Origin of the sequence: Acidovorax delafieldii 2AN, from assembly GCF_000175235.1 — a bacterium.
GTDB lineage: Bacteria > Pseudomonadota > Gammaproteobacteria > Burkholderiales > Burkholderiaceae_C > Acidovorax > Acidovorax delafieldii_B.
Map to the genome: position 1 here is coordinate 1 of NZ_ACQT01000037.1, position 24,089 is coordinate 24,089.

Genomic DNA, 24,089 nt, shown 5'->3' on the forward strand with positions numbered 1-24,089 from the left:
CTCCGCTGCCGCGGGGCGCAGCGAGCGCGCCGCGCGGTCCCTCCCGTCCAATGGTTTTTTTGCATGCCGCCGCTGATGGCGGCTTGCCACTTTCTGGAATTTCTGCGTGTCTGAACTCCACAAGTTTCTTTTCGATGGCATGCCCGTGCGCGGCATGATCGTGCGCCTGACCGAGGCCTGGACCGACATCCTTGCGCGCCGCGCCAGCAACACCACCACGGGTGCCTACCCGCCGCCCGTGCGCGAACTGCTGGGTGAAATGGCGGCCGCCGGGGTGCTCATGCAGTCGAACATCAAGTTCAACGGCGCGCTGGTGCTGCAGGTCTTTGGCGATGGCCCCGTCAAGCTGGCGGTGGCCGAGGTGCAGTCCGACCTGAGCCTGCGCGCGACCGCCACCGTGAACGGCACCGTGCCGGCCGATGCACAGCTGAGCCAGATGCTCAACGTGGGTGGCGGCGGGCGCTGCGCCATCACCCTCGACCCCAAGGATCGCCACCCTGGCCAGCAGCCCTACCAGGGCGTGGTGCCGTTGCACGGCGACCACCACGAAAAGCTGGAACGCCTGTCGGATGTGCTGCAGCACTACATGCTGCAGTCCGAGCAGCTCGATACCGTGCTGGTGCTGGCGGCCAGCGACACCGTGGCGGCGGGCCTGCTGATCCAGCGCATGCCCCTCAAGGGCGAGGGCAATCTGGCGGCGGGCCTGACGCACCGCGAGAACGAAGACCAGATCGGCCACAACGAGGACTACAACCGCATTGCCCATCTGGCCTCAAGCCTGACCCGCGAAGAGCTGCTGACCCTGGACGTGGACACCATCCTGCGCCGCTTGTTCTGGGAAGAGAAGCTGCTGCGCTTTGAACCCCAGCAGGGCGCCACGGGCCCGCGCTTCGCGTGCAGCTGCAGCCGTGAACGCGTGAGCAACATGCTGCGCAGCCTGGGACAGGACGAGGTGGAGAGCATTCTGGCCGAGCGCGGGGATGTCGAGGTGGGCTGTGACTTTTGCGGCCAGCAGTACCGGTTCGATCCGGTGGATGCCGCGCAGATCTTCGCCTCGCCAGCCGTTCGCCAGCCGCCAGTGCCGCCGGGCATTCAGTAGGCCGCTGCAGGGGGGGGAGCCGGCCTCCTCCGGTATTGACTGGCCGCCATCGCAGCCTTTGTGATGCCGTCCATGGGGGCCAGCCGGGCCAACCCAGCGAAAGGTGCGACCGGGGCGATGGTTGCTGGACTGTGCGCAGGGTCAGCGGCCCACCAGGGCGCTGAACAGACGGTGCTCGCACTCGGGATCGCTGCATTTCTCGCAATGCCACGCGCGCAGCGCGGCAGGTTTGGGACTAAAAATGCCGCTGGTGCTTTCTGAGTGTGTGTTTTTTGCTATTGATCCGATAGCGCGAAGAGCGTTTTCGAGCCGCTGTGGCCCGTTTCCATACACCACGTGGTAGCGCACAGAGGCTGCCGACAACGCAGCGCGCAGTCGGCTGTCGAAGGTTTCGCGCAGGCCTTGCTCGGCCGCGGTGCAGGGCAGGTCCAGCCCCATCAGCAGGGTGAGGGCTGCCCCTTGCAGGATGCGGGTTGCGTCAGAGAGAGTCTGCGGACGGTCGGCGTCCACGTCAGGAGCGATGGCATACAGCGCACCCGAGGCCCATGGCGCCTGTCGGTTGATGGCCGCGGCCAGCTCGCCCGGCCCGGTTCCGGGCGTGCCCAGCACGGCAATGGTTTGCAGCATGCGCCCCACGGCCAGAATCAACGTGGCATGTACTGCACGTAGACCTCGTTGGGCTTGACCATGCCCAGTTCGCTGCGGGCCTTTTCTTCCACCATGTCCAGCCCTTCCTTGAGGTCATGCACCTCGGAACTCAGGCGTTCATTGACCTGGCGGGCCTGGTCGTTCGCTGCGGTCTGCGCGTCAAGCTGCCGCTGCATCTCCTGCACGCGGGGGATGCTGCCCCGCCCCAGCCAGAGTTGGGCATGCACCGCTGCCAGCAGGGCCAGCAGCACGACAGGAACAAGACGGGACGCCATGGCTAGATGGTAATCCCCATCACAGCCGCGCCGCCCCGTGCTTCACGCAGGCGCCCTGCAACCCGCCCGCACCGCGAGGCGGTGGAGGAGGGGGCTGGGAGTCCGCGCAAAGGCATTGCTCAGCGCAGGTTGTAGAACGCGGCGCGGCCAGGGTAGTGGGCGATGTCGCCCAGGTCTTCCTCGATGCGCAGCAGCTGGTTGTACTTGGCGATGCGGTCCGAGCGCGACAGCGAGCCGGTCTTGATCTGGCCCGCGTTGGTGCCCACGGCAATGTCGGCGATGGTGCTGTCTTCGGTTTCGCCCGAGCGGTGCGAGATCACGGCGGTGTAGCCGGCGCGCTTGGCCATCTCGATGGCGGCAAAGGTTTCGGTCAGCGTGCCGATCTGGTTGATCTTGATGAGGATCGAGTTGGCGATGCGCTTGTCGATGCCCTCCTTCAGGATGCGGGTGTTGGTGACGAACAGGTCGTCGCCCACGAGCTGCACGTTGTTGCCCAGGCGCTCGGTCAGGATCTTCCAGCCCTCCCAGTCGCCTTCGTGCATGCCGTCTTCAATGCTGATGATGGGGTATTTGTCGACCCACGTGGCCAGCATGTCGGTCCACTGCTGGGCCGTGAGGCGCAGGCCGCCTTCGCCCTCCAGCACGTACATGCCGTCCTTGTAGAACTCGCTGGCAGCGCAGTCCAGGCCCAGGGCGATCTGCTCGCCGGCGGTGTAGCCGGCAGCTTCGATGGCCTGCAGGATCAGCTGGATCGCAGCTTCATGGTTTTCGACGCTGGGGGCGAAGCCGCCCTCATCGCCCACGGCGGTGCTGATGCCCTTGTCGTGCAGGATTTTCTTCAAGGCGTGGAACACTTCCGCGCCCCAGCGCAGGGCCTCGCGGAAGGTGGGGGCGCCCACGGGGATGATCATGAACTCTTGCAGGTCCAGGCTGTTGTTGGCGTGCGCGCCGCCGTTGATGACGTTCATCATCGGCACCGGCAGTTGCATGCCGCCCATGCCGCCGAGGTAGCGGTACAGGGGCAGGCCGGATTCTTCGGCGGCGGCGCGCGCTACGGCCATGGAGACGGCCAGCATGGCGTTGGCGCCCAGGCGGCTCTTGTTGTCGGTGCCGTCCAGGTCGATCAGGGTCTTGTCGAGGAAGGCCTGCTCGGAGGCGTCCAGGCCCAGCACGGCCTCGCTGATCTCGGTATTGATGTGCTCGACGGCCTTGAGCACGCCCTTGCCAAGGTAACGGCTCTTGTCACCGTCACGCAGTTCGATGGCTTCGCGGCTGCCGGTGGAGGCGCCCGACGGCACGGCGGCGCGCCCCATCACGCCCGATTCGAGCAGTACGTCGCATTCGACTGTGGGGTTGCCGCGGCTGTCCAGCACTTCGCGGCCTACGATGTCAACGATGGCACTCATGGGTTTCCTTTGACAGAAGTTTTAAATCAAATCGGGCTTCAGCGCATGTTGTTCAAACGCTGATTGCTATCAATTAGCGAGCATTCAAGCCTGCGCTGTTCAGACGCCTTCGACGCATACCATGCGCATGATGGCGGCGCCTTCACGGGCCGCCTTGGCTTTCTGGTACTCGGGGGTGTCGTAGAAGGCGCGGGCTGCTTCGAAACTTGGGAACTTGAGGATCACGGTGCGGCCTGGGTTCCAGTCTCCTTCCAGAACCTCCACTTTGCCGCCGCGCACGCACACTTCGGCGCCGTGGGCCTGCATGGCCAGCGTGCTCCACTTGCGGTACTCCTCGTACTGCGTGGGGTTGGTGACGGTGACGGATGCGATGACGTAACCACTGCTCATGTCTTCAGGCTCCAAAGTTGTTTTCGAGGAATCCGTTTTTCTTGGTGATGTCGTCCAGTGCCACCAAGGTCTCCAGCAGCGCCTTCATGTGCTTGAGCGGCACGGCGTTGGGGCCGTCCGACCAAGCTTCGGCGGGCTTGGGATGGGTTTCCATGAACAGGCCCGCCACGCCCGCGGCCACGCCGGCGCGTGCCAGCACGGGCACCATCTCGCGCGCGCCGCCGCTCACGGCGCCCAGGCCGCCGGGCTTTTGCACCGAATGGGTCACGTCAAACACCACCGGCGCGCCGGAGTTGCGCATCTCGGCCAGGCTGGTCATGTCAGCCACCAGGTTGTTGTAGCCAAAGCTCACGCCGCGCTCGCAGGCCAGGAAGCGGTCTTCCGACAGGCCGACTTCGGCCGCTGCGGCGCGGGCCTTGTCGATGACGTTCTTCATGTCCCAGGGCGCGAGGAACTGGCCCTTCTTGATGTTCACCGGCTTGCCGCTTTGCGCCACCGCGCGGATGAAGTCGGTCTGGCGGCACAGGAAGGCCGGCGTTTGCAGCACATCGACCACGCTGGCCACCTCGGCCACGTGCGAGGTGTCGTGCACATCGGTCAGGATGGGCAGCTGCAGCTGGCGGCGCACTTCATCGAGGATCTTCAGGCCGGCATCGAGGCCCACACCGCGCTTGCTGGTGCCCGACGAGCGGTTGGCCTTGTCGAACGAGCCTTTGTAGATCAAGGGAATGCCCAAAGCGGTGCAGGCTTCCTTGAGCTGCCCTGCGACGTCGAGCGACATCTCCAGGCCTTCGATGGAGCAGGTGCCCGCGATCAGGAAGAAGCGCTGGTCCAGGCCGACGTTGAATCCGCACAGCTGCATGGGTGGCTCCTTCCGATCAGGCTTTCGCCGTTTGCTTCTGGTGCTCCACGGCCGCCTTGATGAAGGCATTGAACAGCGGGTGGCCGTTCCAGGGCGTGGACTTGAACTCGGGGTGAAACTGCACGCCGATGAACCAGGGGTGGACACTTTGCGGCAGTTCGACGATTTCAGTCAGATGCTCGCGCTGCGTCAGTGCCGAGATCACGAGGCCGGCCTTGCGCAGCTGGTCAAGGTAGTTGACGTTGGCTTCGTAGCGGTGGCGGTGGCGCTCGGTCACCACGTCGCCGTAGATGCTGTGCGCCAGGGTGGTAGGCGCCACGTCGGAGCTCTGTGCGCCCAGCCGCATGGTGCCGCCCAGGTCCGAATTCTCATCACGCTTCTTGATGGTGCCGTCGGCGTCTTTCCACTCGGTGATCAGCGCGATCACGGGGTGGGGCGTGGCGGGATCGAATTCGGTGCTGTTGGCGTGGGCCAGGCCCGCCACATGGCGTGCGTATTCGATGGTGGCGACCTGCATCCCCAGGCAGATGCCCAGGTAGGGCACCTTGTGCTCGCGGGCGTACTGGGCGGTGGCGATCTTGCCTTCCACGCCGCGCACACCAAAGCCGCCGGGCACCAGGATGGCGTCGTACTTGGCAAGCTTTTGCGCCGCGTCGGCGCTTTCGATGGTTTCCGAATCCAGGTGCTCGATCTTCACGCGCACGTGGTTCTTCATACCGGCATGGCGCAGGGCCTCGTTCACGGACTTGTAGCTGTCCGACAGGTCCACATACTTGCCCACCATGGCGATGGTGACCTCGCCCTGGGGGTGTTCGGTTTCGTACACCAGGTCGTCCCAGCGCTTGAGGCTGGTGGGTGGGGTGTTCAGGCGCAGCTTGTCGCAGATCAGGCCGTCCAGGCCCTGCTCGTGCAGCATGCGGGGCACCTTGTAGATGGTGTCCACGTCCCACATGCTGATCACGCCCCATTCGGGCACGTTGGTGAACAGCGAGATCTTGGCGCGTTCTTCTTCGGGGATGCGGCGGTCGGCGCGGCAGAGCAGGGCGTCGGCCTGGATGCCGATTTCGCGCAGCTTCTGCACCGTGTGCTGGGTGGGTTTGGTCTTGAGCTCGCCCGCTGCCGCGATCCAGGGCAGGTAGGTCAGGTGCACGAAGGCCGCGTTGTTGGGGCCCATGCGCAGGCTCATCTGGCGCACGGCTTCGAGGAACGGCAACGATTCGATGTCGCCCACGGTGCCGCCGATCTCGACGATGGCCACGTCCACGGCATCGGGCGTGCCGATGCCGGCGCCACGCTGGATGAATTCCTGGATTTCGTTGGTGACGTGGGGGATGACCTGCACGGTCTTGCCCAGGTAGTCGCCGCGGCGTTCCTTCTCCAGCACGGACTGGTAGATCTTGCCCGTGGTGAAGTTGTTGGTTTTCTTCATGCGCGTTTCGATGAAACGCTCGTAGTGGCCCAGATCCAGGTCGGTTTCTGCGCCGTCATCGGTCACGAACACCTCGCCGTGCTGGAACGGCGACATGGTGCCCGGGTCTACGTTGATGTAGGGGTCAAGCTTGATGAGGGTGACTTTGAGTCCCCGCGATTCGAGGATCGCGGCAAGGGAGGCTGAGGCGATTCCCTTACCGAGGGAAGACACCACACCGCCGGTGACGAAGACAAATTTGGTCATGTCTTTTTTGGTGGTGGGAAATTGGGATTATAGATGGCACCCCGGCGACACCCCCATCGGCAGGGGCACCCCCGTCTGCTAAATTCGCCGCATGAATGAGCTTGCTGGCAAACACATTGTTCTGGGTCTGAGCGGGGGCGTGGCTTGCTACAAGGCGGCCGATCTGTGCCGCCTTCTCATCAAGGAGGGCGCCACCGTCCAGGTTGTGATGACCGAAGCTGCCGGGCAATTCATGACACCGGTCACCATGCAGGCCCTGTCCGGGCGGCGCGTGTATTCCTCGCAGTGGGACGCGCGCGAGCCCAACAACATGCCCCACATCAACCTCAGCCGCGAGGCCGATGCCATCCTGATCGCGCCCTGCAGTGCCGATTTCATTGCACGCCTGGTGCAAGGGCGGGCAGACGAGCTGCTCAGCCTACTGTGCCTGGCCCGCCCCGTCGACCGGGTGCCGCTGCTGCTGGCGCCGGCGATGAACCGCGAAATGTGGGCCCACCCAGCCACGCAGCGCAACCTGGCCCAGGTGGCGCAGGATGGCGCCGTGGTGCTGGGCGTGGGCAATGGCGACCAGGCCTGTGGAGAAACTGGCGACGGCCGCATGCTGGAGCCTTCCGAACTGCTCGAAGAGTTGGTGGCCTTCTTTGTGCCCAAGGTGCTGGCGAACCGCCGGGTTCTCATTACCGCCGGCCCCACGTTCGAGGCCATGGACCCCGTGCGCGGCATCACCAATCTGTCGAGCGGGAAGATGGGGTTTTCCATTGCGCGGGCAGCGCGCGAGGCGGGCGCCGACGTCACCCTGGTGGCGGGACCGGTGCATTTGCCCACGCCTCGGGGTGTCCGTCGCGTGGATGTCCAATCTGCACAAGAAATGCTCGCAGCGGTTGAGCAGCATGCGCAATCTGCTTCAGTATTCATAGCAACTGCAGCGGTGGCCGACTGGCGGCCGGCCACCTCTTCCAGTCAGAAAATCAAGAAGGATGGGTCTGGCCAGCCGCCGGTGCTGGGTTTTGTCGAAAATCCGGACATTCTGGCCACGGTGGCCCGATCGCCGCACGCCCTGACGGGCGATCTGTTCTGCGTAGGCTTCGCGGCCGAAAGCCACGATCTGCTGGCCCACGCAACGGCCAAGCGCGCGCGCAAAGGTGTGCCGCTGCTGGTGGGCAACATCGGCCCCGCCACCTTCGGGCAGGACGACAACGCCCTCCTGCTGGTGGATGCGCAAGGCCACCGCGAATTGCCGCGTGCCTCCAAGCGGACACTGGCCCACCAACTGGTGGCCGAGATCGCCCGGCGCCTGCCTGAACAGTAGGCCCGCTTTGCCGGACCGGGCCGGGTCTCTGCCGGGCCGGCCCGGCGCACCCGAACCCGTATCCGAACCCGTACCTGCGCTTGCATCCAGATTTCCGATGCGCTGGCCCCGAGCCGTGGCCCCATGGCCGGCGCGGTCAGCGTGATGGAGATGACTGGCACCGAGCCGCGCACGCACTTGTTGGCTCGTCGGGCTTTTCGCAGCAGCGGCAGCGCCGGCAGGCGGGTGCAAACTTCTGTCAACGCCTCCCCTGATACCAGAAAGAGCAAGAAATGAAGATCGACGTCAAGATTCTCGATGCCCGGATGGCCGACCAGCTGCCCGCCTATGCCACGGCGGGCAGCGCGGGCCTCGACCTGCGGGCCTGCATCGATGCGCCACTGGAGTTGGCGCCCAATGCGTGGCAGCTCGTGCCGACCGGCATCGCCATGTTCATTCGTGATCCGGGCTATGCCGCGCTGATCCTGCCCCGTTCAGGGCTGGGCCACAAGCACGGCATCGTGCTGGGCAACCTCGTGGGGTTGATCGACAGCGACTACCAAGGGCAACTCATGGTCAGTGCCTGGAACCGCAGCACGGTGCCGTTCACGCTGGCTCCCATGGAGCGGCTGGCCCAACTGGTGATCGTGCCCGTCGTCCAGGCGCAATTCAATGTAGTGACCGAGTTCGAGGCCACCGAGCGCGGCGAGGGCGGGTATGGCTCTACGGGCAAGGGCTGATTTCTGGACATAGCTGTCGGGGCGGAATCCTGGGTGTCGTGCGGGCCGCGGGTGCCGTAGAGCGCCGCGCAACTTTGCAGCACCAGGAAAGACGCCGTTGCCTGGCGTTGCAGCGCGAAATCCCGCCATGCTGCACGTCGGCGTAGGCGAGGTCCTACGCGCCGAATGCGGCGGGGCCCACTGCTGCGTCCGTGCTTCACTGGCCCGCAGGAACCTCCGGCGCGTGATTCAATCGGAAACATGGCTGGCACCCGGTGCCGATACGATCCTCATGCGGTCACTTTCAAGGAGAACAGATATGCACCAGATCACCCGTTCCGCCATGCTGGCGGGCTCCATCCTCATGCTGGGAGCGCTCGCCGCATGCGCACCCCAACGCACGGCGCCCACGTATTACCCCTCGGGCGGTTACTCAAGTGGCTACCAGAGCAACGCTCCGGCTTACTCCAACAATGCCATGGGAACCGAATACGGGCGCGTGGCCAACATCGAGGTGCTGCAAGGCCGCAGCCAGGGGCAGACCTCGGGCGCCGGCGCCGTGCTGGGCGCCGTGGTCGGCGGTGTGCTGGGCAATCAGGTCGGCAGGGGTTCAGGCCGCGCTGCCGCCACGGCAGTGGGGGTTGTGGGCGGCGCGGTGGCAGGCAATGCCATTGAAGGGCGCAACAGCGGCGGCGGCGACGTGCAGGGGTATCGCATTTCCGTCCAGCTCGACCAGGGGGGTTACCGGTCGTACGACGTGAGCAACCCAGGCGATCTGCGCCCGGGTGACCGGGTCAGGTTGTACAACGGTCAGATTTCGCGCCTCTGAAGCACGATTGGAAGAAGATGGCGGCCTGCGGGCCGCCATTTGCATTTCAGTGGAGCAGAGAGCTGCCGGGCGCCTGGGGTTGGACCCGGAAGAAGCCCGTGCCAGCTGTGCCTTTGCCGATCTCTTCCTCGGTGGCTTCGCGCACGGCGTGCACCTTCAGCTGCAGCCTCAGTGCAATGCCGGCCAGAGGGTGGTTGCCGTCCAGCACCACATGCTCGGGATAGATTTGCGCCACGGTGTACAGCCCGCTGCGGGGTGCGGAAGGGTTGCAGCCTTCGGGAAGTGCGCTGCCATCGAATGTCATCCCCTCCTCGATCTCTGCGGGGAACAAATTTCGGGGTTCGAGAAAGAGCAGTTGGTCGTTGAAGTCGCCGAACGCGTCTTCTGGTTCCAGATGCAGCGCGAGCGTGGCACCGGCGCTGTGGCCCTGCAGCGCCTCCTCGATGCGTTGGAGCAGATCATCGCCGCCCAGCAGGAATTCGACGGGGTCGTCGAGCACGTCCAACTCTTCGCCAAGAGTGTCTTTGAGGATCCAGGTCAGTGCGACCACACATTGTTGGGTAATTTCCATAGGAGAATTGTCGCAGTTTGATCAATCGCCCTATCCGGGCAGACAGGTTTCCATGGATACCCAGCACCCCCTTCCCCTGCTTGGAGGCATGAGCCCTGCGCAATTCATGCGCCGCCACTGGCAGAAAAAACCGTTGTTGGTGCGCCAGGCCGTGGCGGGTTTCGCACCGCCTGTGCTGCGTGCCGACCTGTTTGCGCTGGCCGGGCAGGAGGGTGTGGAATCGCGCCTGGTGCAGCAGGTCAATGACGGCTGGAAACTGCGCCACGGTCCGTTCCCGCGCAGGTCGTTGCCGGGGCTTCAGCAGCCGCGCTGGACCCTGTTGGTGCAGGGCGTCGATCTGCACAACGACCGCATCCATGCCCTCATGAACCAGTTCCGCTTTGTGCCTGACGCGCGGCTGGACGACCTGATGATCAGCTATGCGACGGATGGCGGCGGCGTAGGCCCGCATTTCGACAGCTACGATGTCTTCCTGCTCCAGGCGCACGGACGGCGCCGCTGGCGCATCGGCCGTCAGAAGGACAAACGCCTGCGGGGCGACATTCCGTTGAAGGTGCTTGCCCATTTCGAGCCCGAGCAAGAGTTCGTGCTCGAGCCGGGCGACATGCTGTACCTGCCGCCCGGCTATGCCCACGACGGCATTGCCGAGGGGGAATGCATGACCTATTCGATCGGTTTCAAGGTGCCGGCGCGCGCGGAACTGGCGCGTGAGCTTCTCCTGCGGGTGGCCGAGGAGGAGGGGGACGACGATGTGCCGGTTCTGTACCGAGATGCAGGGCAGGAAGCCGTTGAGCAGCCCGCCGCGATTCCCGAGCAGTTGCATGAGTTTGCACGCGATGCCCTTGAGCGCGCATTGCGCGAGCCGCTGGCGCTGCAACGCGCGCTGGGTGAATACCTGACCGAACCCAAGCCCAGCGTCTGGTTCGAGCCGCAGGATGTCGGCGTGATGCTGGAGGGGGTGGTGCTAGATCGGCGCACCCGCATGATGTACGACGCACAGCACGTCTTCATCAATGGCGACAGCTACCGCGCGGCCGGCCGTGATGCCACCCTGATGCGCCGGCTGGCAGACCAGCGGTGGCTCGGAAGCCGCGAGCTCGCGCGCGCCAGCGACGAGGCGCTGGAGTTGTTGTCTTCGTGGTGCGATGCCGGCTGGGCTCACGCAGGCGTGTACCCGCGGGAAACTCCATGACCGAACCGGCAGCCGCAGCACCTTCGTTGCCGGGCCTGCCGTCGGGCCGGTTCAGCGGCCGAGAGGCCTTCACGCAGCTTTTGCGCGACGGCCTGGCCACCGCAGCCCGCGAGGGCTGGCCGGAGATCGTGCTCAGCGATGCCAATTTTCACGACTGGCCCCTGGGCGAGCTGGCCGTGATCGAGTCGTTGCAGCAGTGGGCACGCGGCGGCCGACGCTTCACCATGCTGGCTTGCACCTACGACGAGGTGATACGCCGGCACGCGCGCTTCGTGCGCTGGCGCGGCACATGGGACCATATCATCACCTGCCGGCGCAGCCCCGAGGCCGATCCGCTCGATCTGCCCAGCGCCCTGTGGTCGCCCGCATGGGTGTTGCACCGCATCGACCCCTTGCGTTGCGTGGGGGTGAGCGGCGCCGAACCCGAGCGCCGCGTGCTGCTGCGCGAATCGCTGAACGAATGGCTGCGGAGCAAAAGTTCCCCGGGTTTCCCGTCAACCACCCTGGGTTTGTAACGTTGTTAAGGGCATGCCCGAAAAAAGGCGTGCAGGGGTTGCTGGTTGTCAGTGTTAGTCAGGATTGACGAAATCTCAATATAATGACTGACTGCGCTGAGAAAAGCATGCAAGTGCATTCCGCCAATGCGTCATGGCTGCAGAAGCTGGTCGTTGCGGCACTTTCGGATTTTTGTCTGTCCAACTAGGAAAATTGAAATGAAGAACTCCCTCGTTCTGGCTACCCTGATCGCTGCCGCCGCCCTCGCCGCTTGCGGCAAGAAGGAAGAGCCCGCTGCTCCCGCACCGGCTCCTGTGGAAGCTCCTGCTGCCGCCCCTGCACCTGCTGCAGCTCCTGCTGAAGCCGCACCGGCTGCTGCGCCTGCTGCTGACGCTTCTGCGCCTGCTGCTGACGCTGCCAAGGCCGCCGCTGACGCTGCTGCCACCGCTGCAACGGGCGCTGCTTCCGCCACGAAGTAAGCCAGAACGGATGCCGGGGCTGTCGGCTTAGCGGCCGGCCCCCTTGGCACCTAAAACCCCGTACCCTTTCAGGACGGGGTTTTTTTATTGCTGCGCCCGTGCCGCACTTCGCGGCCAAGGTGCCGCAACTGCACCGGCCGGCGCGTGAACACCGCCTGCCATCGCTGTCCCGCTGTCGGGCTCAGGTTCCAGATAGGTCAATGGGTGGCTGTGACCGTGATCCAGTCGGTGCCCAGGCTGGCCGAGGCAACGTCCACCGCCTGCACCGGCCAGCCAAGGGCCTCAGCGAGGGCTGCCTGTGCCAGCAGCGGTTCGTTGTTCTGTGCGCTGAGGTGGGCTGCCACCACGCGGTTCAGGCCCGCGTGCCGAACGGCCTGCAGAATGCCTGCGGCAGCATGGTTGGCCAGATGCCCGTGCCCGCCCCCGATGCGGCGCTTCAGGAAGGCCGGGTAGCCGGATGCGGCGAGCAGTTCGGGGTCGTGGTTGGCCTCGAGCAAAAGGGCGTGGCAGCCCTGGAGTTGTTCCAGCACGTGGTTGCTGGCATGGCCCAGATCGGTCAGTATGCCGAGGTGGTGTGCGCCATCGCTGCAGTGCAGCTGCAGGGGCTCACGCGCATCGTGGGGAACGGTGAAGGGCCGCAGCGATAACGCCCCCAGATCGATGGCGGCCATGTCATGGGCCTCGTGAAGAAGCCCGTCCAGGTCCGGGCTGCCCATGGCTGCGTACGTTCCAGCGCTCATCCACACGGGGATGCGGTGGCGCAGGGCCACGGCCTGGACACAGCCTATATGGTCGCTGTGCTCATGCGTGATGAAAATGGCATCGATCTCGTCGATGCGCAGGCCTGCGGTGCCCAGCCGCGTTGCCAGTTGCCTGATGCCGAAGCCGCAATCGACCAGCAGGCGGCGGACCCGCAATCCGTCGCTTGCCTCCACCACGGTGGCATTGCCTGAGCTGCCGCTGCCCAAGCTGCGAAAACGCAGCATCGGGGCGTGGCCTTATTTCAGGTCGTCTGCCAGCACGCGCAGGATGCGTTCGGCGTTGGCAGAGGATTCGGGCGCACCGGCTTCGTTCAGTACGGAAACCGCCGTGGTCTCACCCTGGCTGCGCACTACCACGCGGTATTTCAGCGGTGGTGTCGCTGCCGAGCCGACGCCAAACAGCTTGCTGAAGAAGCCGGGCTCCTTCTTGTCGGTTCCGGGTGCCACGTAACGCACGAAGTACAGCCCTTCGTTGCGGTTGCGGTCTTCCACGGTGAAGCCGGTGCGGTCGAGCGCCAGGCCCACGCGGCGCCAGGCGCGATCAAACCCTTCGTCCATCTGCACCACGGGCACGTTGTTCTCGGTGGCCATGCGCACCGTGGCGGCCTTGAGCGCGGGCGCTGCGGCCACGGCCTTGGATTGCTCCTGGCTCACGCCGAGCTTGACCATGATGCGGCGCAGGAATTCGGTCTCGAGTTCGGGGTCGGCGGCGCGGGGCTGCCAGATGGTGTTGTCCTTGGAGGTGTTGGTGTAGACCTCCACCATGCCCCGGTGGGTCACGTAGATGTCGGTGCCGCCATTGGCATTGCGTTCCAGGCGGGTGCGGAACTTGTCGCGCTCACCCGTGGAATACAGTGACTCGAACACCTTGCCCAGCGTCGAGCGGATCACGTCCTGCGGCAGCTTGGCGCGGTTCTCCGCCCAGTCGGTTTCCAGGATTCCCAGGTCGGGCTGGTCGACGGCCAGGTTGAAGCCGCTCTCGATCCAGAATTCACGCACGGGCTCCCACAGCTTGTCGGCGGGGCGGTCGATCACCAGCCAGCGCTGGTTGCCGTTGCGTTCGATGCGGACATCGCCAATCTTGGAGGCCGCTGCGGTCGCTGCGGCGGACGTCTTGGTGTTCTGGCCTGCCTGGAATGCTGCAGCAGACACCGCGCTGCCCGGTACCGCATAGCGATTGTCGCGGGAGAGCTGCGTCAGGTCGGGAGGCACCTCTAGCGTGGACCCCTGGGTGGCGCTTTTGTAATCGATTTTGTCGCCGTCCAGAACGGAGCAGGCGGACAGAGCCATGGCAAGGCCCAGCAGGCCCAATCGTGCAGTGTGATTCACGCAGAAATCCTCAGAGAGTGTCTCAAGTGTGGGGGAACAGCGGCTCACAGCAGGCCGCTGGCGCGCAGCGCGCCTTCGACCGTGGCTTCGTGGCCTGGGCTCAGGGGGGTCATGGGCAGGCGCATGGTGCTTGCGCACAGGCCCATGCGGGCCATCGCCCACTTCACGGGAATCGGGTTGGCTTCGATGAACAGGTTCTTGTGCACCGGCATCAGCTTGAACTGGATCTCCATCGCGCGCCGCGCATCACCCGCAAGGGCGGCTACGCACAACTCGTGCATCAGGCGGGGCGCCACGTTGGCCGTCACGCTGATGTTGCCCTGGCCGCCGCACAGCATCAGCGCCACAGCGGTAGGGTCGTCCCCGGAGTACACGGCAAAACCCTTGGGCACGTCGCGGATCAGCCACTGGGCGCGCTCGATGTTGCCGGTGGCTTCCTTGATGCCGATGATGCCGGGCACTTGCGCCAGGCGCAGCACGGTGTCGTGCAGCATGTCCGCCACCGAGCGGCCGGGCACGTTGTAGAGAATGATGGGCAGGTCGCCCGTGGCCTCGGCAATCGCCTTGAAGTGCTGGTACTGGCCCTCTTGGGTGGGCTTGTTGTAGTAGGGCACCACCTGTAGCTGGCTGTCGGCCCCGACGTTCTTGGCGAACTTGGCCAGTTCGATGGCCTCGGCGGTGGAGTTGGCACCGCAGCCGGCCATGATGGGCACGCGCCTGGCCGCCTGCTCCACGGCCACGCGGATGATTTCGCAGTGCTCTTCCACATTCACCGTGGGCGATTCGCCCGTGGTGCCCACCACGCCGATGCAATCGGTGCCTTCGGCGATGTGCCAGTCGATCAGTTTGCGCAAGGTGGGGTAATCCACGCTGCCATCCTCGTGCATGGGGGTGACGAGGGCGACGATGCTGCCGGTGAGAGAGGCGCTGGAAGAGGTCATGTCCGCAATTGAAAACGGTAAAAGGGCATTCTAACTAGAGCGGAAGCCCAAGGCGGTACCGGGCAGGCGCGCTGGCCCCCGGGGTTTCACGCACGGCGGCAATGCGCTGCACAAAACGCGCGGGCGCGTCGAGAAATCCATCTTCGTAGGCCACGACCCGCAGCGTGGCGCAGGCGGCCAGCAGTTCACCGGGCTGCAGCAGAAATTCGGGGCGCGCGGGGCGGCCCACCGTTTCGTTGCCGCTGGCGAAGGTTTCGTAGATCAGCACGCCGCCGGGCGCCACGCTCTGCACCAGGGTGCCCAGCAAGGGGCGCCAGAGGTAGTTGGTGACGATCACCGCGCCAAACTGCCGCCCTGTGAACGGCCACGGGCCTTCCTCAATGTCGGCGCAGTGGATCTCGCCCCAGGGCGCGCAGGCTGCCACCGCGTCGGCGGAACGGTCCACGCCCACGGTGGGATGGCCGTGCGCATGCATCCACCGCAGATGCCGGCCGGCGCCGCAGGCGACATCCAGCGCCGTACTGCCGGGCGGCGCCAGCGGCGACCAGCGGCGGACCCAGTCGGAAGGGGCTTCAGTGCCGTGCATGTGGTGTTTTGCTATCGAAAAAAGAGCTTCCTGCGCATGCTGCACGAGCGCTTCAGGCCAAAATCATCTGAATTTCTCAGAAACAGGCCCACAACTGGTCCGCCAGCATCACCATGAACCCGGGGGCGGTGTAGAGCGCAAACACCGCCAGCAGAACCGCCACCACCGCCACCCAGCCCAGCAGGCGGGCCGTGCGGTGAGAGGCAGGCGTCGAAGGCGTGTGGCTGGACATGGAAAGGGGCGGGCGTCGGCGTGTTGTCAGGCAGGCTGGGGCACGGCGCGCTGGATGGGGCTTTCCTTGACCGGCAGATTCACCAGCCCCGCGAAGATGCCCAGCCCGATCGCGATGTACCACACCACATCGTAGCTGCCCGTGCGGTCATACAGGTAGCCGCCCAGCCACACCCCCATGAAGCTGCCGATCTGGTGGCTGAAGAAGACAAAACCGCCCAGCATCGAAAGATGCTGCACGCCAAAGATTTGCGCGATCGTGGCGTTGGTGGGGGGGACGGTGGACAGCCACAGCGCCCCCATCACGGCGGAAAACACATACACCGACAGCGGCGACAGGGGCACCAGCAGGAAGATGGTGATGACGACGGCGCGGGTGAAATAAATGAAGGCCAAGATGTTGCGCTTGGGCATGCGCTGGCCCAGCGTGCCGGCGATGTAGGTGCCAAACACGTTGAACAGCCCGATCAGCGCCAGCGCATAGCTGGCCACCTGGGGCGACAGCCCATGGTCGCGCAGGTAGCTGGGCATGTGCACGCCAATGAAAACCACCTGGAAGCCGCACACGAAATACCCCGCCGTAAGCAGCAGGAAGCTGGGGTAGCGGAACGCTTCGCTCAGTGCCTGCGCAATGGTCTGGTTGCGACGGACGGGCGCCGACCCCTGGAAGCCGGGCTCGCGCAGGCCCAACGCCAGCGGAACGATGAGCAGCACCATCAGTGCCAGCGCCAGCAGCGCCTGTTGCCAGCCCAGGCTGGCAATGAGCCAGCCTTCCATGGGCACCATCAGAAACTGGCCGAAAGAGCCGGCCGCCGCCGCCACGCCCATGGCCCACGAGCGTTTCTCCGGGGCAATCTGGCGGCCCAGCACGCCGTAGATCACGGCATAGGTGGTGCCTGCCTGGGCCGCGCCGATCAGCACCCCGGTGGTCAGCGCGAACAGTGTGGGCGTGGGCGACAACGCCATGCCCACCAGGCCCAATCCATACAGCGCGGCACCGCCCACCAGCACACGGAAAGCGCCAAAACGGTCGGCCACCATGCCGACAAAGATGCCGATCAGGCCCCACGACAGGTTCTGGATCGCAATGGCCAGCGCAAACGACTGGCGCGTCCAGCCCATTTCCTGGGTGATGGGTTGCAGCCACAGGCCGAAGCCGTGGCGGATGCCCATGGACAGGGTCACGATGGCGGCACCACACGCCAGCACCTGGAACATGGACAGTTTGGGAGGATGGGTATGCATGCGCGCAAATGTAGCCAATCTCGTCCCGTTCTGCCTGACGCCGACACGACCCCTCCCGGCGGGCGGGACCATGGCTGGGTATTTATCCAGTTGATGGTGCGCTGCGGCACTACAATCCGCGCCATGTCTGCCAAACCGTCTTCCGTGTCCGCCAGCGAATATTCCGAAGGCTCGATCCGCGTGCTCAAGGGCCTGGAGCCCGTCAAGCAACGCCCGGGCATGTACACCCGCACCGACAACCCGCTGCACATCATCCAGGAAGTGCTCGACAACGCCGCCGACGAGGCGCTGGCCGGCTTCGGCAAGAAGATCAAGGTCACGCTGCACCAGGATGGCTCGGTCAGCGTCGAGGACGACGGTCGGGGCATTCCCTTCGGCCTGCACCCCGAGGAAAAGGCGCCCGTGATCGAACTCGTGTTCACCCGCCTGCACGCGGGCGGCAAATTCGACAAGGGCAAGGGCGGCGCCTACAGCTTCTCGGGCGGCCTGCACGGCGTGGGCGTTTCCGTGACCAACGCCCTGGCCACGCGCCTCGAAGCCACCAGCCACCGCGAGGGCAAGCTGGCGCGCCTCGTGTTCTCGGCCGGCGACGTGGTCGAGCCCCTGGTGGCGCGGCCGCTGGAAGCCGGCGAGCGCAAGCAGGGCACCACGGTGCGGGTCTGGCCTGACGCCAAGTACTTTGAATCGAGCGCGCTGCCGCTGGGCGAACTCACCCACTTGCTGCGCAGCAAGGCCGTGCTGATGCCCGGCGTGTCGGTTTCGCTTACCAACGAGAAGACGCGCGACACCCAGACCTGGCAATACAAGGGCGGCCTGCGCGACTACCTGCAGCAGACGCTGAGCGCCGACCCGGTGATCCCGCTGTTCGAGGGCGAAGGCTTCGCCGATGCGGGCCACGACAGCTTTGCCGAGGGCGAGGGCGCCGCCTGGTGCGTGGCCTTCACCGAGGACGGCCAGCCGGTGCGCGAGAGCTACGTCAACCTGATCCCCACCAGCGCGGGCGGCACGCACGAGAGCGGCTTGCGCGACGGGTTGTTCCAGGCCGTCAAGAGCTTTATCGAACTGCATTCACTGCTGCCCAAGGGCGTGAAGCTGATGCCCGAGGACGTGTTTGCGCGCGCCAGCTATGTGCTCAGCGCGAAGGTGCTCGACCCGCAGTTCCAGGGCCAGATCAAGGAGCGCCTGAATTCGCGCGATGCCGTGCGCCTGGTGTCGGGCTTCGTGCGCCCTGCGCTCGAACTCTGGCTCAACCAGCATGTGGAATACGGCAAGAAGCTGGCCGAACTCGCCATCAAGGCCGCGCAGACCCGCCAGAGGGCCGGCCAGAAGGTCGAGAAGCGCAAGGGCTCGGGCGTGGCTGTGTTGCCGGGCAAGCTGACCGACTGCGAAAGCCGCGATATCGCCTACAACGAAGTGTTCCTGGTCGAGGGCGACTCGGCCGGCGGTAGCGCGAAGATGGGGCGCGACAAGGAAAACCAGGCCGTGCTGCCGCTGCGGGGCAAGGTGCTCAACACCTGGGAGGTGGACCGCGACCGGCTGTTCGCCAACACCGAAATCCACGACATCTCGGTGGCGCTGGGCGTGGACCCGCACGGCCCGGCCGATGAGCCCGACCTCTCGGGTCTGCGCTACGGCAAGGTCTGCATCCTGTCGGACGCCGATGTGGACGGCTCGCACATCCAGGTGCTGTTGCTCACGCTGTTCTTCCGCCACTTTCCCAAGCTCATCGAAACCGGGCACATCTACGTCGCCCGCCCGCCGCTGTTCCGCGTGGACGTGCCCGCGCGCGGCAAGAAGCCCGCAGCCAAGATGTATGCGCTGGACGACGGCGAGCTCACGGCCATTCTCGACAAGTGCGCCAAGGAGGGCGTGCCGCGCGAGAAATGCCAGATCAGCCGCTTCAAGGGCCTGGGCGAGATGAACGCCGAGCAGCTCTGGGAAACCACGCTCAACCCCGACACGCGGCGCCTGCTGCCGGTGCAGCTGGGCGGCACGGGTTTCTCGGCCACCGAGGGGCTCATCACCAAGCTCATGGGCAAGGGCGAGGCCGCTTCACGGCGCGAGCTGATGGAGCTGCACGGCGACGCGGTGGAAGTGGACATCTGACCGCAGCTCGCGGGAGCCCTTCATGCCCACGATTTTGTGTCTTTTAGGCCGCTTGCGCTTGCTGGTAGTGCCTTTGCTGCTATTGTTAATGCAGCAAATGGCGCATGCGGACCTGTGGGCCTTCGTGGACGAGCGGGGTGTGACGCATTTCGCCGCCGAGCAGACGGACGCGCGCTACCAGCTGTTCTTCCGCGGCACCGAATTCGACTCCTCGCGCGACGTGCCGCCCGGCCCGCAGCGCCCTGGCGGGACGCTGCCTGCTGCGGGCGCCCGTTTGCTGGCGTTTTTCGACATCTCGCCCGACTACAAGCGCGTCAAGCACCACCTGCGCGCCTCGGCCAGCCGCCAGGGGGTGGATTACGAACTGCTGCAGGCCGTGATCGCCACCGAATCGGGCTTTGACGCCGACGCCGTTTCTCCCCGTGGGGCCATCGGCCTCATGCAGGTGCTGCCCGCCACGGCGGGGCGCTTTGGCGTGGTGGCCGACGGCCGCCGCACCGTGGCGCAAAAGCTGGCAGACCCGGCCGTGAACGTGCCGGTGGGCGCACGCTACCTGCGCCATCTGCTCGACCTGTTTCCCGGCCGCATGGACCTGGCCCTGGCCGCCTACAACGCGGGCGAGGGCGCCGTGCAGAAGGCCGGCAACCAGATTCCGGCCTTCAAGGAAACCCAGAACTACGTGCGCACGGTGCTGGGCCTGTATGCCCAGCTCAAGCCACCGGCGCCCGTGCTGGCCCAGCGCGCCGCTCCCGGCCGTGTGCGCATGGAACTGCAGGGCGGCGCCTCCAACCGGGGCGGCCTGCCCGCCATGCGCTTGGCGCAGACCCAGAACGTGACCGAACCGAACCCGAACGAATGAGCGATCAACCCACTCTCGATTTCACCACCGCCGGCGACGCAGGAGATGCGCTGGACCTGGCAGGCTACGCCCAGCGGGCGTACCTTGAATACGCACTGTCGGTTGTCAAGGGCCGCGCACTGCCCGATGTGTGCGATGGCCTCAAGCCCGTGCAACGGCGCATCCTGTACGCCATGGACCGCATGGGCCTGGGCTACAGCGGCCCCACGCGCAGCACCGCGGCCAAACCTGTCAAGAGCGCCCGCGTGGTGGGCGATGTGCTCGGCCGTTTCCACCCGCACGGCGACCAGTCCGCCTACGACGCGCTGGTGCGCATGGCGCAGGACTTTGCCCAGCGCTACCCGCTGATCGACGGCCAGGGCAACTTCGGCAGCCGCGACGGTGACGGTGCGGCTGCCATGCGCTACACCGAGGCCCGCCTGTCGCGCATCACCAGCCTGCTGCTCGACGAGATCGACGAAGGCACCGTGGATTTCATGCCCAACTACGACGGCAGCACGGAGGAGCCGCGCCAGCTGCCCGCGCGCCTGCCGTTTGCGCTGCTCAATGGCGCCAGCGGCATTGCCGTGGGCCTGGCCACCGAGATCCCGAGCCACAACCTGCGCGAAATTGCCGACGCCTGCATCGCGCTCATCAAGACACCGTCGCTGAGCCAGGACGATCTGCTCGCCCTGGTGCCCGGCCCGGACTACCCCGGCGGCGGCCAGATCATCAGCAGCGCGGGCGACATCGCCGATGCCTACCGTACGGGCCGTGGCAGCCTCAAGGTGCGTGCGCGCTGGAAGATCGAAGACCTGGCCCGGGGCCAATGGCAACTGGTGGTCAATGAGCTGCCGCCCGGCGTGAGCACGCAGCGCGTGCTCGAAGAGATCGAAGAAATCACCAACCCCAAGGTCAAGGCCGGCAAGAAGGCGCTGTCGCAAGACCAGACGCAGCTCAAGGCCAGCATGCTGGCCGTGCTGGACGTGGTGCGCGACGAATCGAGCAAGGATGCGCCCGTGCGCCTGGTGTTCGAGCCCAAGACGGGCAAGACCCCGCAGCAGGAGCTGATCACCGCGCTGCTGGCCCACACCAGCCTGGAAACTTCGGCCCCGATCAATCTCACGATGGTGGGTCTGGACGGCAAGCCGGTGCAGAAATCGTTGCGGCTGATGCTGGAAGAGTGGATCGCCTTCCGCCAGACCACCATCACCCGCCGCAGCCAGCACCGGCTCGCCAAGGTGTTGGACCGCATCCACATCCTCGAAGGGCGGCAGACCGTGCTGCTCAACATCGACGAGGTGATCGCCATCATTCGCGCGGCCGAGGAGCCCAAGGCCGCGCTGATCGCGCGCTTCAACCTCAGCGACCGGCAGGCCGAGGACATCCTGGAAATCCGCCTGCGTCAGCTCGCGCGGCTTGAAGCCATCAAGATCGAGCAGGAGTTGAAAGAACTGCGCGAAAGCCAGGGCAAGCTCGAAGACATCCTGAACAACCCCGGCTCGCTGCGCCGCACCATGGTCAAGGAGATCGAAGCCGACGCCAAGACCTTTGCCGATGCGCGTCGCACGTTGATCCAGGCCGAGAAGAAGGCCGTGGCCGAAGTCAAGGTGGTGGACGAGCCCGTGACGGTGATCGTTTCGCAAAAGGGCTGGGTGCGTGCGCGCACCGGCCATGGCCACGAGGCGGCCAGCTTTGCCTTCAAGGCGGGCGACGGGCTGTATGCCACGTTCGAATGCCGCACGGTGGACCAGCTCATCGGGTTTGGCAGCAATGGCCGGGTGTACTCGGTGCCCGTGGCGCAGTTGCCTGGCGGGCGCGGCGACGGGCAGCCCGTCACCACCCTGATCGAACTCGAATCCGGCACGCAGCTGCTGCACTACTTTGCCGGCCCGGCCAGCGCCACCTTGCTGCTGTCGAATTCAGGGGGGTACGGCTTCCTGGCGAGCGTGGAAAACCTGGTTTCGCGCCAGAAGGGCGGCAAGGCATTTCTCACCCTGGGCGAAGGCGAGACGGTGTGCCCGCCCTCCCATGCCGCGGGCAGTACAGGGGCACAGCCCCTGCCGCCGGCCACCCATGTGGCCTGCGCATCGGCGGGCGGCCGCATCCTGACGTTCGAAATTTCCGAACTCAAGACCATGGCCAACGGGGGACGCGGTTTGATGCTGATCGACCTGGAACCCAAAGACCAGTTGGCGGGCGCTGCGGCCTACACACGCAGTGTGCGCATCGAGGGGATCGGCCGGGGGGGCAAGGCACGCGAAGAAACCCTGGAAATCCGCTCGCTCAACAACGCCCGCACCGCGCGGGGGCGCAAGGGCAAGGCGGCCGATCTGGGCTTCAAGCCGACGTCCATCACGCGCGTGGAGTAGGCGCGGCGTGGCGCGGCGTGGCGGGGTGCCCGGCCTCTGCCGCGTGGGCGCTCTGCCCCAGAATGGTGCTCGGGATTTGGCGAAAAATGAAAATGCGCGCACCATCTGTTACATAAATAACAGAGTAGGAGAACAAGCATGCTGAATCAACTGCGCATTGCCCACAAGCTGTGGCTGGCGGTCGTCCTGATCGTGATCATGCTGGTGTTGGTGGTGGGCTTTTCGGGATACCGCTCTGCCAAGGTGCAAGCGCAGGCCGATGCGGTGGCCAGGGAGATGGAAACCCGCGTGGCTGCCGCCATCCGCTGGGCCGGGCTGACCGAAACCAACGCAGCGCGCACGCAGGCGCTGATCGTGAGCAGCGACTCCGCCGTCGAAGCCGAGTTCAAGGACGTCATCCCCGCCACCTCGGCGCAGATCAGCGAGGTGCAAAAGTCGCTCGAGGGCATGTCTTTGTCCGAGGCGGACCGGGCACAGATGGCCAAGATCGCCGCGGCCCGCAAGGCGATGACCGACCTGCGCGCCCAGGCCCGCCAGCTCAAGGCCGATGGGCAGGCCGAGCAGGCGGTGGCCCTCATCAAGCAGTCGTACAACCCCGCCGTGGCGGCCTACCTGCAGACCCTGCGCGATTTCGTGCAGATGCAGCAGCAGACCGCGCAGGCGAGCCTGGCGGACATGGCGGCGTCGCGCATGCTCACCGTGAAGATCGCTGCGGTGGCCGTGGCGGCGCTGTTGCTGGCCATCATTGCCGGCGCGTATTTCCTGATCCGCAGCATTCAGCAGCCCCTGGCCCTGGCCAATGATCTGGCGGCACGCATCGCGGGCGGGGACCTGAGCATGCAGGGCACCGTGACGCGCGGCGACGAGTTCGGCGACCTGCTGCGGTCGCAGTACGCCATGAGCGATGCCCTGGGCCGGGTGGTGCACCGGGTGCGCCAGAGCACCGACAGCATTGCACTGGCCAGCGCCGAGATCGCCAGCGGCAACCACGACCTGTCTGCGCGCACCGAGCAGACCTCGAGCAATCTGCAGCAGACGGCAGCCGCCATGGAGCAATTCACCAGCACCATCCAGCAGAGCGCCGGCAGCGCCCAGCAGGCCAGCAGCCTGGCCACGGGCGCGACGGGCGTCGCGCGCCGCGGGGGTGAGGTGGTGACCCAGGTGGTGTCCACCATGGAGGAGATCCAGCACAGCAGCAAGAAGATTGCGGACATCATCGGCGTGATCGACGGTATTGCCTTCCAGACCAACATCCTGGCCCTGAACGCCGCCGTCGAGGCAGCGCGCGCGGGCGAACAGGGCCGGGGCTTTGCCGTGGTGGCCAGCGAGGTGCGCAGCCTGGCGCAGCGCAGCGCCGAGGCCGCCAAGGAGATCAAGCAGCTGATCAACACCTCGGTCGAAAAGGTGGACACGGGCTCGCGGCTGGTGGCCGACGCCGGCACCACCATGGCCGACATCGTTCAGTCGGTCCAGCGTGTGACCGACATGATTGGCGAGATCACCGCCGCATCCACCGAGCAAAGCGCGGGCATCGCCCAGGTCAACCAGGCCGTGGGCAATCTCGACCAGATGACGCAGCAGAATGCCGCGCTGGTCGAAGAAAGTGCCGCCGCTGCACAGAGCCTGCGTGAGCAGGCCGAGCAGTTGGCGCAGGTGGTGTCGGTGTTCAAGGTGAACGCGGGCCGGCAGGCTGCGCAGCCTCTGGTCGCCGCTGCGAAGCCCGCTGCCAGCCGACCTTCCGCCGCCGTACAG

The 24,089-nt window shown here is 65.8% G+C and carries 25 protein-coding genes; 12 read left to right on the top strand and 13 right to left on the bottom strand.

Annotation, left to right across the window (positions count from 1 at the left end; genetic code table 11):
- Nucleotides 1-106: 106 nt before the first annotated feature.
- Complete coding sequence (hslO, locus tag ACDELDRAFT_RS07735) at nucleotides 107-1,099, top strand: Hsp33 family molecular chaperone HslO (RefSeq protein WP_040328440.1); 993 nt, start codon at nucleotides 107-109, stop codon at nucleotides 1,097-1,099.
- Between the two features lie 141 nt (nucleotides 1,100-1,240).
- On the opposite strand, the gene ACDELDRAFT_RS23595 is transcribed toward hslO, so the two are convergent.
- The 6 genes from ACDELDRAFT_RS23595 to ACDELDRAFT_RS07765 form a co-directional block, all read right to left on the bottom strand.
- Nucleotides 1,241-1,726, bottom strand: coding sequence for a hypothetical protein (locus ACDELDRAFT_RS23595; protein ID WP_005795226.1), 486 nt, complete (start codon nucleotides 1,724-1,726; stop codon nucleotides 1,241-1,243).
- A 17-nt stretch (nucleotides 1,727-1,743) separates the two neighbouring features.
- Nucleotides 1,744-2,022, bottom strand: coding sequence for a septum formation initiator family protein (locus ACDELDRAFT_RS07745; protein ID WP_005795228.1), 279 nt, complete (start codon nucleotides 2,020-2,022; stop codon nucleotides 1,744-1,746).
- Between the two features lie 119 nt (nucleotides 2,023-2,141).
- Complete coding sequence (gene eno, locus ACDELDRAFT_RS07750; RefSeq protein ID WP_005795230.1) at nucleotides 2,142-3,428, bottom strand: phosphopyruvate hydratase; 1,287 nt, start codon at nucleotides 3,426-3,428, stop codon at nucleotides 2,142-2,144.
- A gap of 99 nt (nucleotides 3,429-3,527) precedes the next feature.
- Nucleotides 3,528-3,818: a DUF1330 domain-containing protein gene (locus ACDELDRAFT_RS07755; protein WP_005795233.1), complete on the bottom strand. Its 291-nt coding sequence runs from the start codon at nucleotides 3,816-3,818 to the stop codon at nucleotides 3,528-3,530.
- A 4-nt stretch (nucleotides 3,819-3,822) separates the two neighbouring features.
- A complete protein-coding gene (gene kdsA / locus ACDELDRAFT_RS07760) occupies nucleotides 3,823-4,680 on the bottom strand; it encodes a 3-deoxy-8-phosphooctulonate synthase (protein WP_005795235.1) in 858 nt (285 codons plus the stop codon).
- A 16-nt stretch (nucleotides 4,681-4,696) separates the two neighbouring features.
- Nucleotides 4,697-6,355: a CTP synthase gene (locus ACDELDRAFT_RS07765; protein ID WP_005795237.1), complete on the bottom strand. Its 1,659-nt coding sequence runs from the start codon at nucleotides 6,353-6,355 to the stop codon at nucleotides 4,697-4,699.
- Between the two features lie 91 nt (nucleotides 6,356-6,446).
- Between ACDELDRAFT_RS07765 and coaBC the strand changes: the two genes are divergently transcribed.
- From coaBC to ACDELDRAFT_RS07780, 4 genes are all read left to right on the top strand, one after another.
- Nucleotides 6,447-7,664, top strand: a complete 1,218-nt coding sequence (gene coaBC / locus ACDELDRAFT_RS07770) for a bifunctional phosphopantothenoylcysteine decarboxylase/phosphopantothenate--cysteine ligase CoaBC (protein WP_005795238.1) — start codon at nucleotides 6,447-6,449, stop codon at nucleotides 7,662-7,664.
- A 123-nt stretch (nucleotides 7,665-7,787) separates the two neighbouring features.
- Complete coding sequence (locus tag ACDELDRAFT_RS25600) at nucleotides 7,788-7,940, top strand: hypothetical protein (protein ID WP_005795240.1); 153 nt, start codon at nucleotides 7,788-7,790, stop codon at nucleotides 7,938-7,940.
- On the top strand, nucleotides 7,937-8,383 hold the full coding sequence (gene dut / locus ACDELDRAFT_RS07775) for a dUTP diphosphatase (protein WP_005795241.1): 447 nt from the start codon (nucleotides 7,937-7,939) through the stop codon (nucleotides 8,381-8,383). The genes ACDELDRAFT_RS25600 and dut overlap by 4 nt, the downstream gene beginning before the upstream one ends.
- Nucleotides 8,384-8,681: 298 nt before the next feature.
- Complete coding sequence (locus ACDELDRAFT_RS07780) at nucleotides 8,682-9,191, top strand: glycine zipper 2TM domain-containing protein (protein ID WP_005795243.1); 510 nt, start codon at nucleotides 8,682-8,684, stop codon at nucleotides 9,189-9,191.
- Nucleotides 9,192-9,237: 46 nt separating this feature from the next.
- Here the strand turns inward: ACDELDRAFT_RS07780 and ACDELDRAFT_RS07785 are convergent, their stop codons facing one another.
- On the bottom strand, nucleotides 9,238-9,762 hold the full coding sequence (locus ACDELDRAFT_RS07785; protein ID WP_005795244.1) for an FKBP-type peptidyl-prolyl cis-trans isomerase: 525 nt from the start codon (nucleotides 9,760-9,762) through the stop codon (nucleotides 9,238-9,240).
- Nucleotides 9,763-9,814: 52 nt separating this feature from the next.
- Here ACDELDRAFT_RS07785 and ACDELDRAFT_RS07790 point away from each other — a divergent pair, with 52 nt between their 5' ends.
- The 3 genes from ACDELDRAFT_RS07790 (at nucleotide 9,815) to ACDELDRAFT_RS23970 (ending at nucleotide 11,928) form a co-directional block, all read left to right on the top strand.
- Nucleotides 9,815-10,954 (top strand): cupin domain-containing protein, encoded by a 1,140-nt coding sequence (locus ACDELDRAFT_RS07790; RefSeq protein ID WP_005795246.1) that lies wholly within the window; start codon nucleotides 9,815-9,817, stop codon nucleotides 10,952-10,954.
- On the top strand, nucleotides 10,951-11,469 hold the full coding sequence (locus ACDELDRAFT_RS07795; RefSeq protein WP_005795248.1) for a hypothetical protein: 519 nt from the start codon (nucleotides 10,951-10,953) through the stop codon (nucleotides 11,467-11,469). The genes ACDELDRAFT_RS07790 and ACDELDRAFT_RS07795 overlap by 4 nt, the downstream gene beginning before the upstream one ends.
- Before the next feature lie 198 nt (nucleotides 11,470-11,667).
- On the top strand, nucleotides 11,668-11,928 hold the full coding sequence (locus ACDELDRAFT_RS23970) for a hypothetical protein (protein WP_040328446.1): 261 nt from the start codon (nucleotides 11,668-11,670) through the stop codon (nucleotides 11,926-11,928).
- A gap of 197 nt (nucleotides 11,929-12,125) precedes the next feature.
- Here ACDELDRAFT_RS23970 and ACDELDRAFT_RS07805 read toward each other — a convergent pair whose 3' ends face one another.
- From ACDELDRAFT_RS07805 to ACDELDRAFT_RS07825, 6 genes are all read right to left on the bottom strand, one after another.
- Complete coding sequence (locus tag ACDELDRAFT_RS07805) at nucleotides 12,126-12,914, bottom strand: MBL fold metallo-hydrolase (RefSeq protein ID WP_005795250.1); 789 nt, start codon at nucleotides 12,912-12,914, stop codon at nucleotides 12,126-12,128.
- Between the two features lie 12 nt (nucleotides 12,915-12,926).
- Nucleotides 12,927-14,018: an outer membrane protein assembly factor BamC gene (gene bamC, locus ACDELDRAFT_RS07810; protein ID WP_005795251.1), complete on the bottom strand. Its 1,092-nt coding sequence runs from the start codon at nucleotides 14,016-14,018 to the stop codon at nucleotides 12,927-12,929.
- A 44-nt stretch (nucleotides 14,019-14,062) separates the two neighbouring features.
- The gene (dapA, locus tag ACDELDRAFT_RS07815; RefSeq protein ID WP_005795253.1) at nucleotides 14,063-14,959 is read right to left on the bottom strand and encodes a 4-hydroxy-tetrahydrodipicolinate synthase; all 897 of its coding nucleotides are present in this window, start codon (nucleotides 14,957-14,959) and stop codon (nucleotides 14,063-14,065) included.
- 34 nt (nucleotides 14,960-14,993) lie between these two features.
- Nucleotides 14,994-15,545, bottom strand: coding sequence for a class I SAM-dependent methyltransferase (locus tag ACDELDRAFT_RS07820; RefSeq protein WP_005795254.1), 552 nt, complete (start codon nucleotides 15,543-15,545; stop codon nucleotides 14,994-14,996).
- A 76-nt stretch (nucleotides 15,546-15,621) separates the two neighbouring features.
- The gene (locus ACDELDRAFT_RS24995) at nucleotides 15,622-15,777 is read right to left on the bottom strand and encodes a hypothetical protein (protein WP_005795256.1); all 156 of its coding nucleotides are present in this window, start codon (nucleotides 15,775-15,777) and stop codon (nucleotides 15,622-15,624) included.
- Between the two features lie 26 nt (nucleotides 15,778-15,803).
- Complete coding sequence (locus ACDELDRAFT_RS07825; RefSeq protein ID WP_040328450.1) at nucleotides 15,804-17,021, bottom strand: MFS transporter; 1,218 nt, start codon at nucleotides 17,019-17,021, stop codon at nucleotides 15,804-15,806.
- Between the two features lie 123 nt (nucleotides 17,022-17,144).
- Here ACDELDRAFT_RS07825 and ACDELDRAFT_RS07830 point away from each other — a divergent pair, with 123 nt between their 5' ends.
- The 4 genes from ACDELDRAFT_RS07830 to ACDELDRAFT_RS07845 form a co-directional block, all read left to right on the top strand.
- Complete coding sequence (locus ACDELDRAFT_RS07830) at nucleotides 17,145-19,127, top strand: DNA topoisomerase IV subunit B (RefSeq protein ID WP_040328453.1); 1,983 nt, start codon at nucleotides 17,145-17,147, stop codon at nucleotides 19,125-19,127.
- An 88-nt stretch (nucleotides 19,128-19,215) separates the two neighbouring features.
- Nucleotides 19,216-19,986 (top strand): lytic transglycosylase domain-containing protein, encoded by a 771-nt coding sequence (locus ACDELDRAFT_RS07835; RefSeq protein ID WP_100084416.1) that lies wholly within the window; start codon nucleotides 19,216-19,218, stop codon nucleotides 19,984-19,986.
- A complete protein-coding gene (gene parC / locus ACDELDRAFT_RS07840; RefSeq protein WP_005795263.1) occupies nucleotides 19,983-22,337 on the top strand; it encodes a DNA topoisomerase IV subunit A in 2,355 nt (784 codons plus the stop codon). The genes ACDELDRAFT_RS07835 and parC overlap by 4 nt, the downstream gene beginning before the upstream one ends.
- 138 nt (nucleotides 22,338-22,475) lie before the next feature.
- Nucleotides 22,476-24,089 (top strand): methyl-accepting chemotaxis protein (locus tag ACDELDRAFT_RS07845; RefSeq protein WP_005795265.1); only part of this gene is annotated, 1,614 nt, incomplete at its 3' end.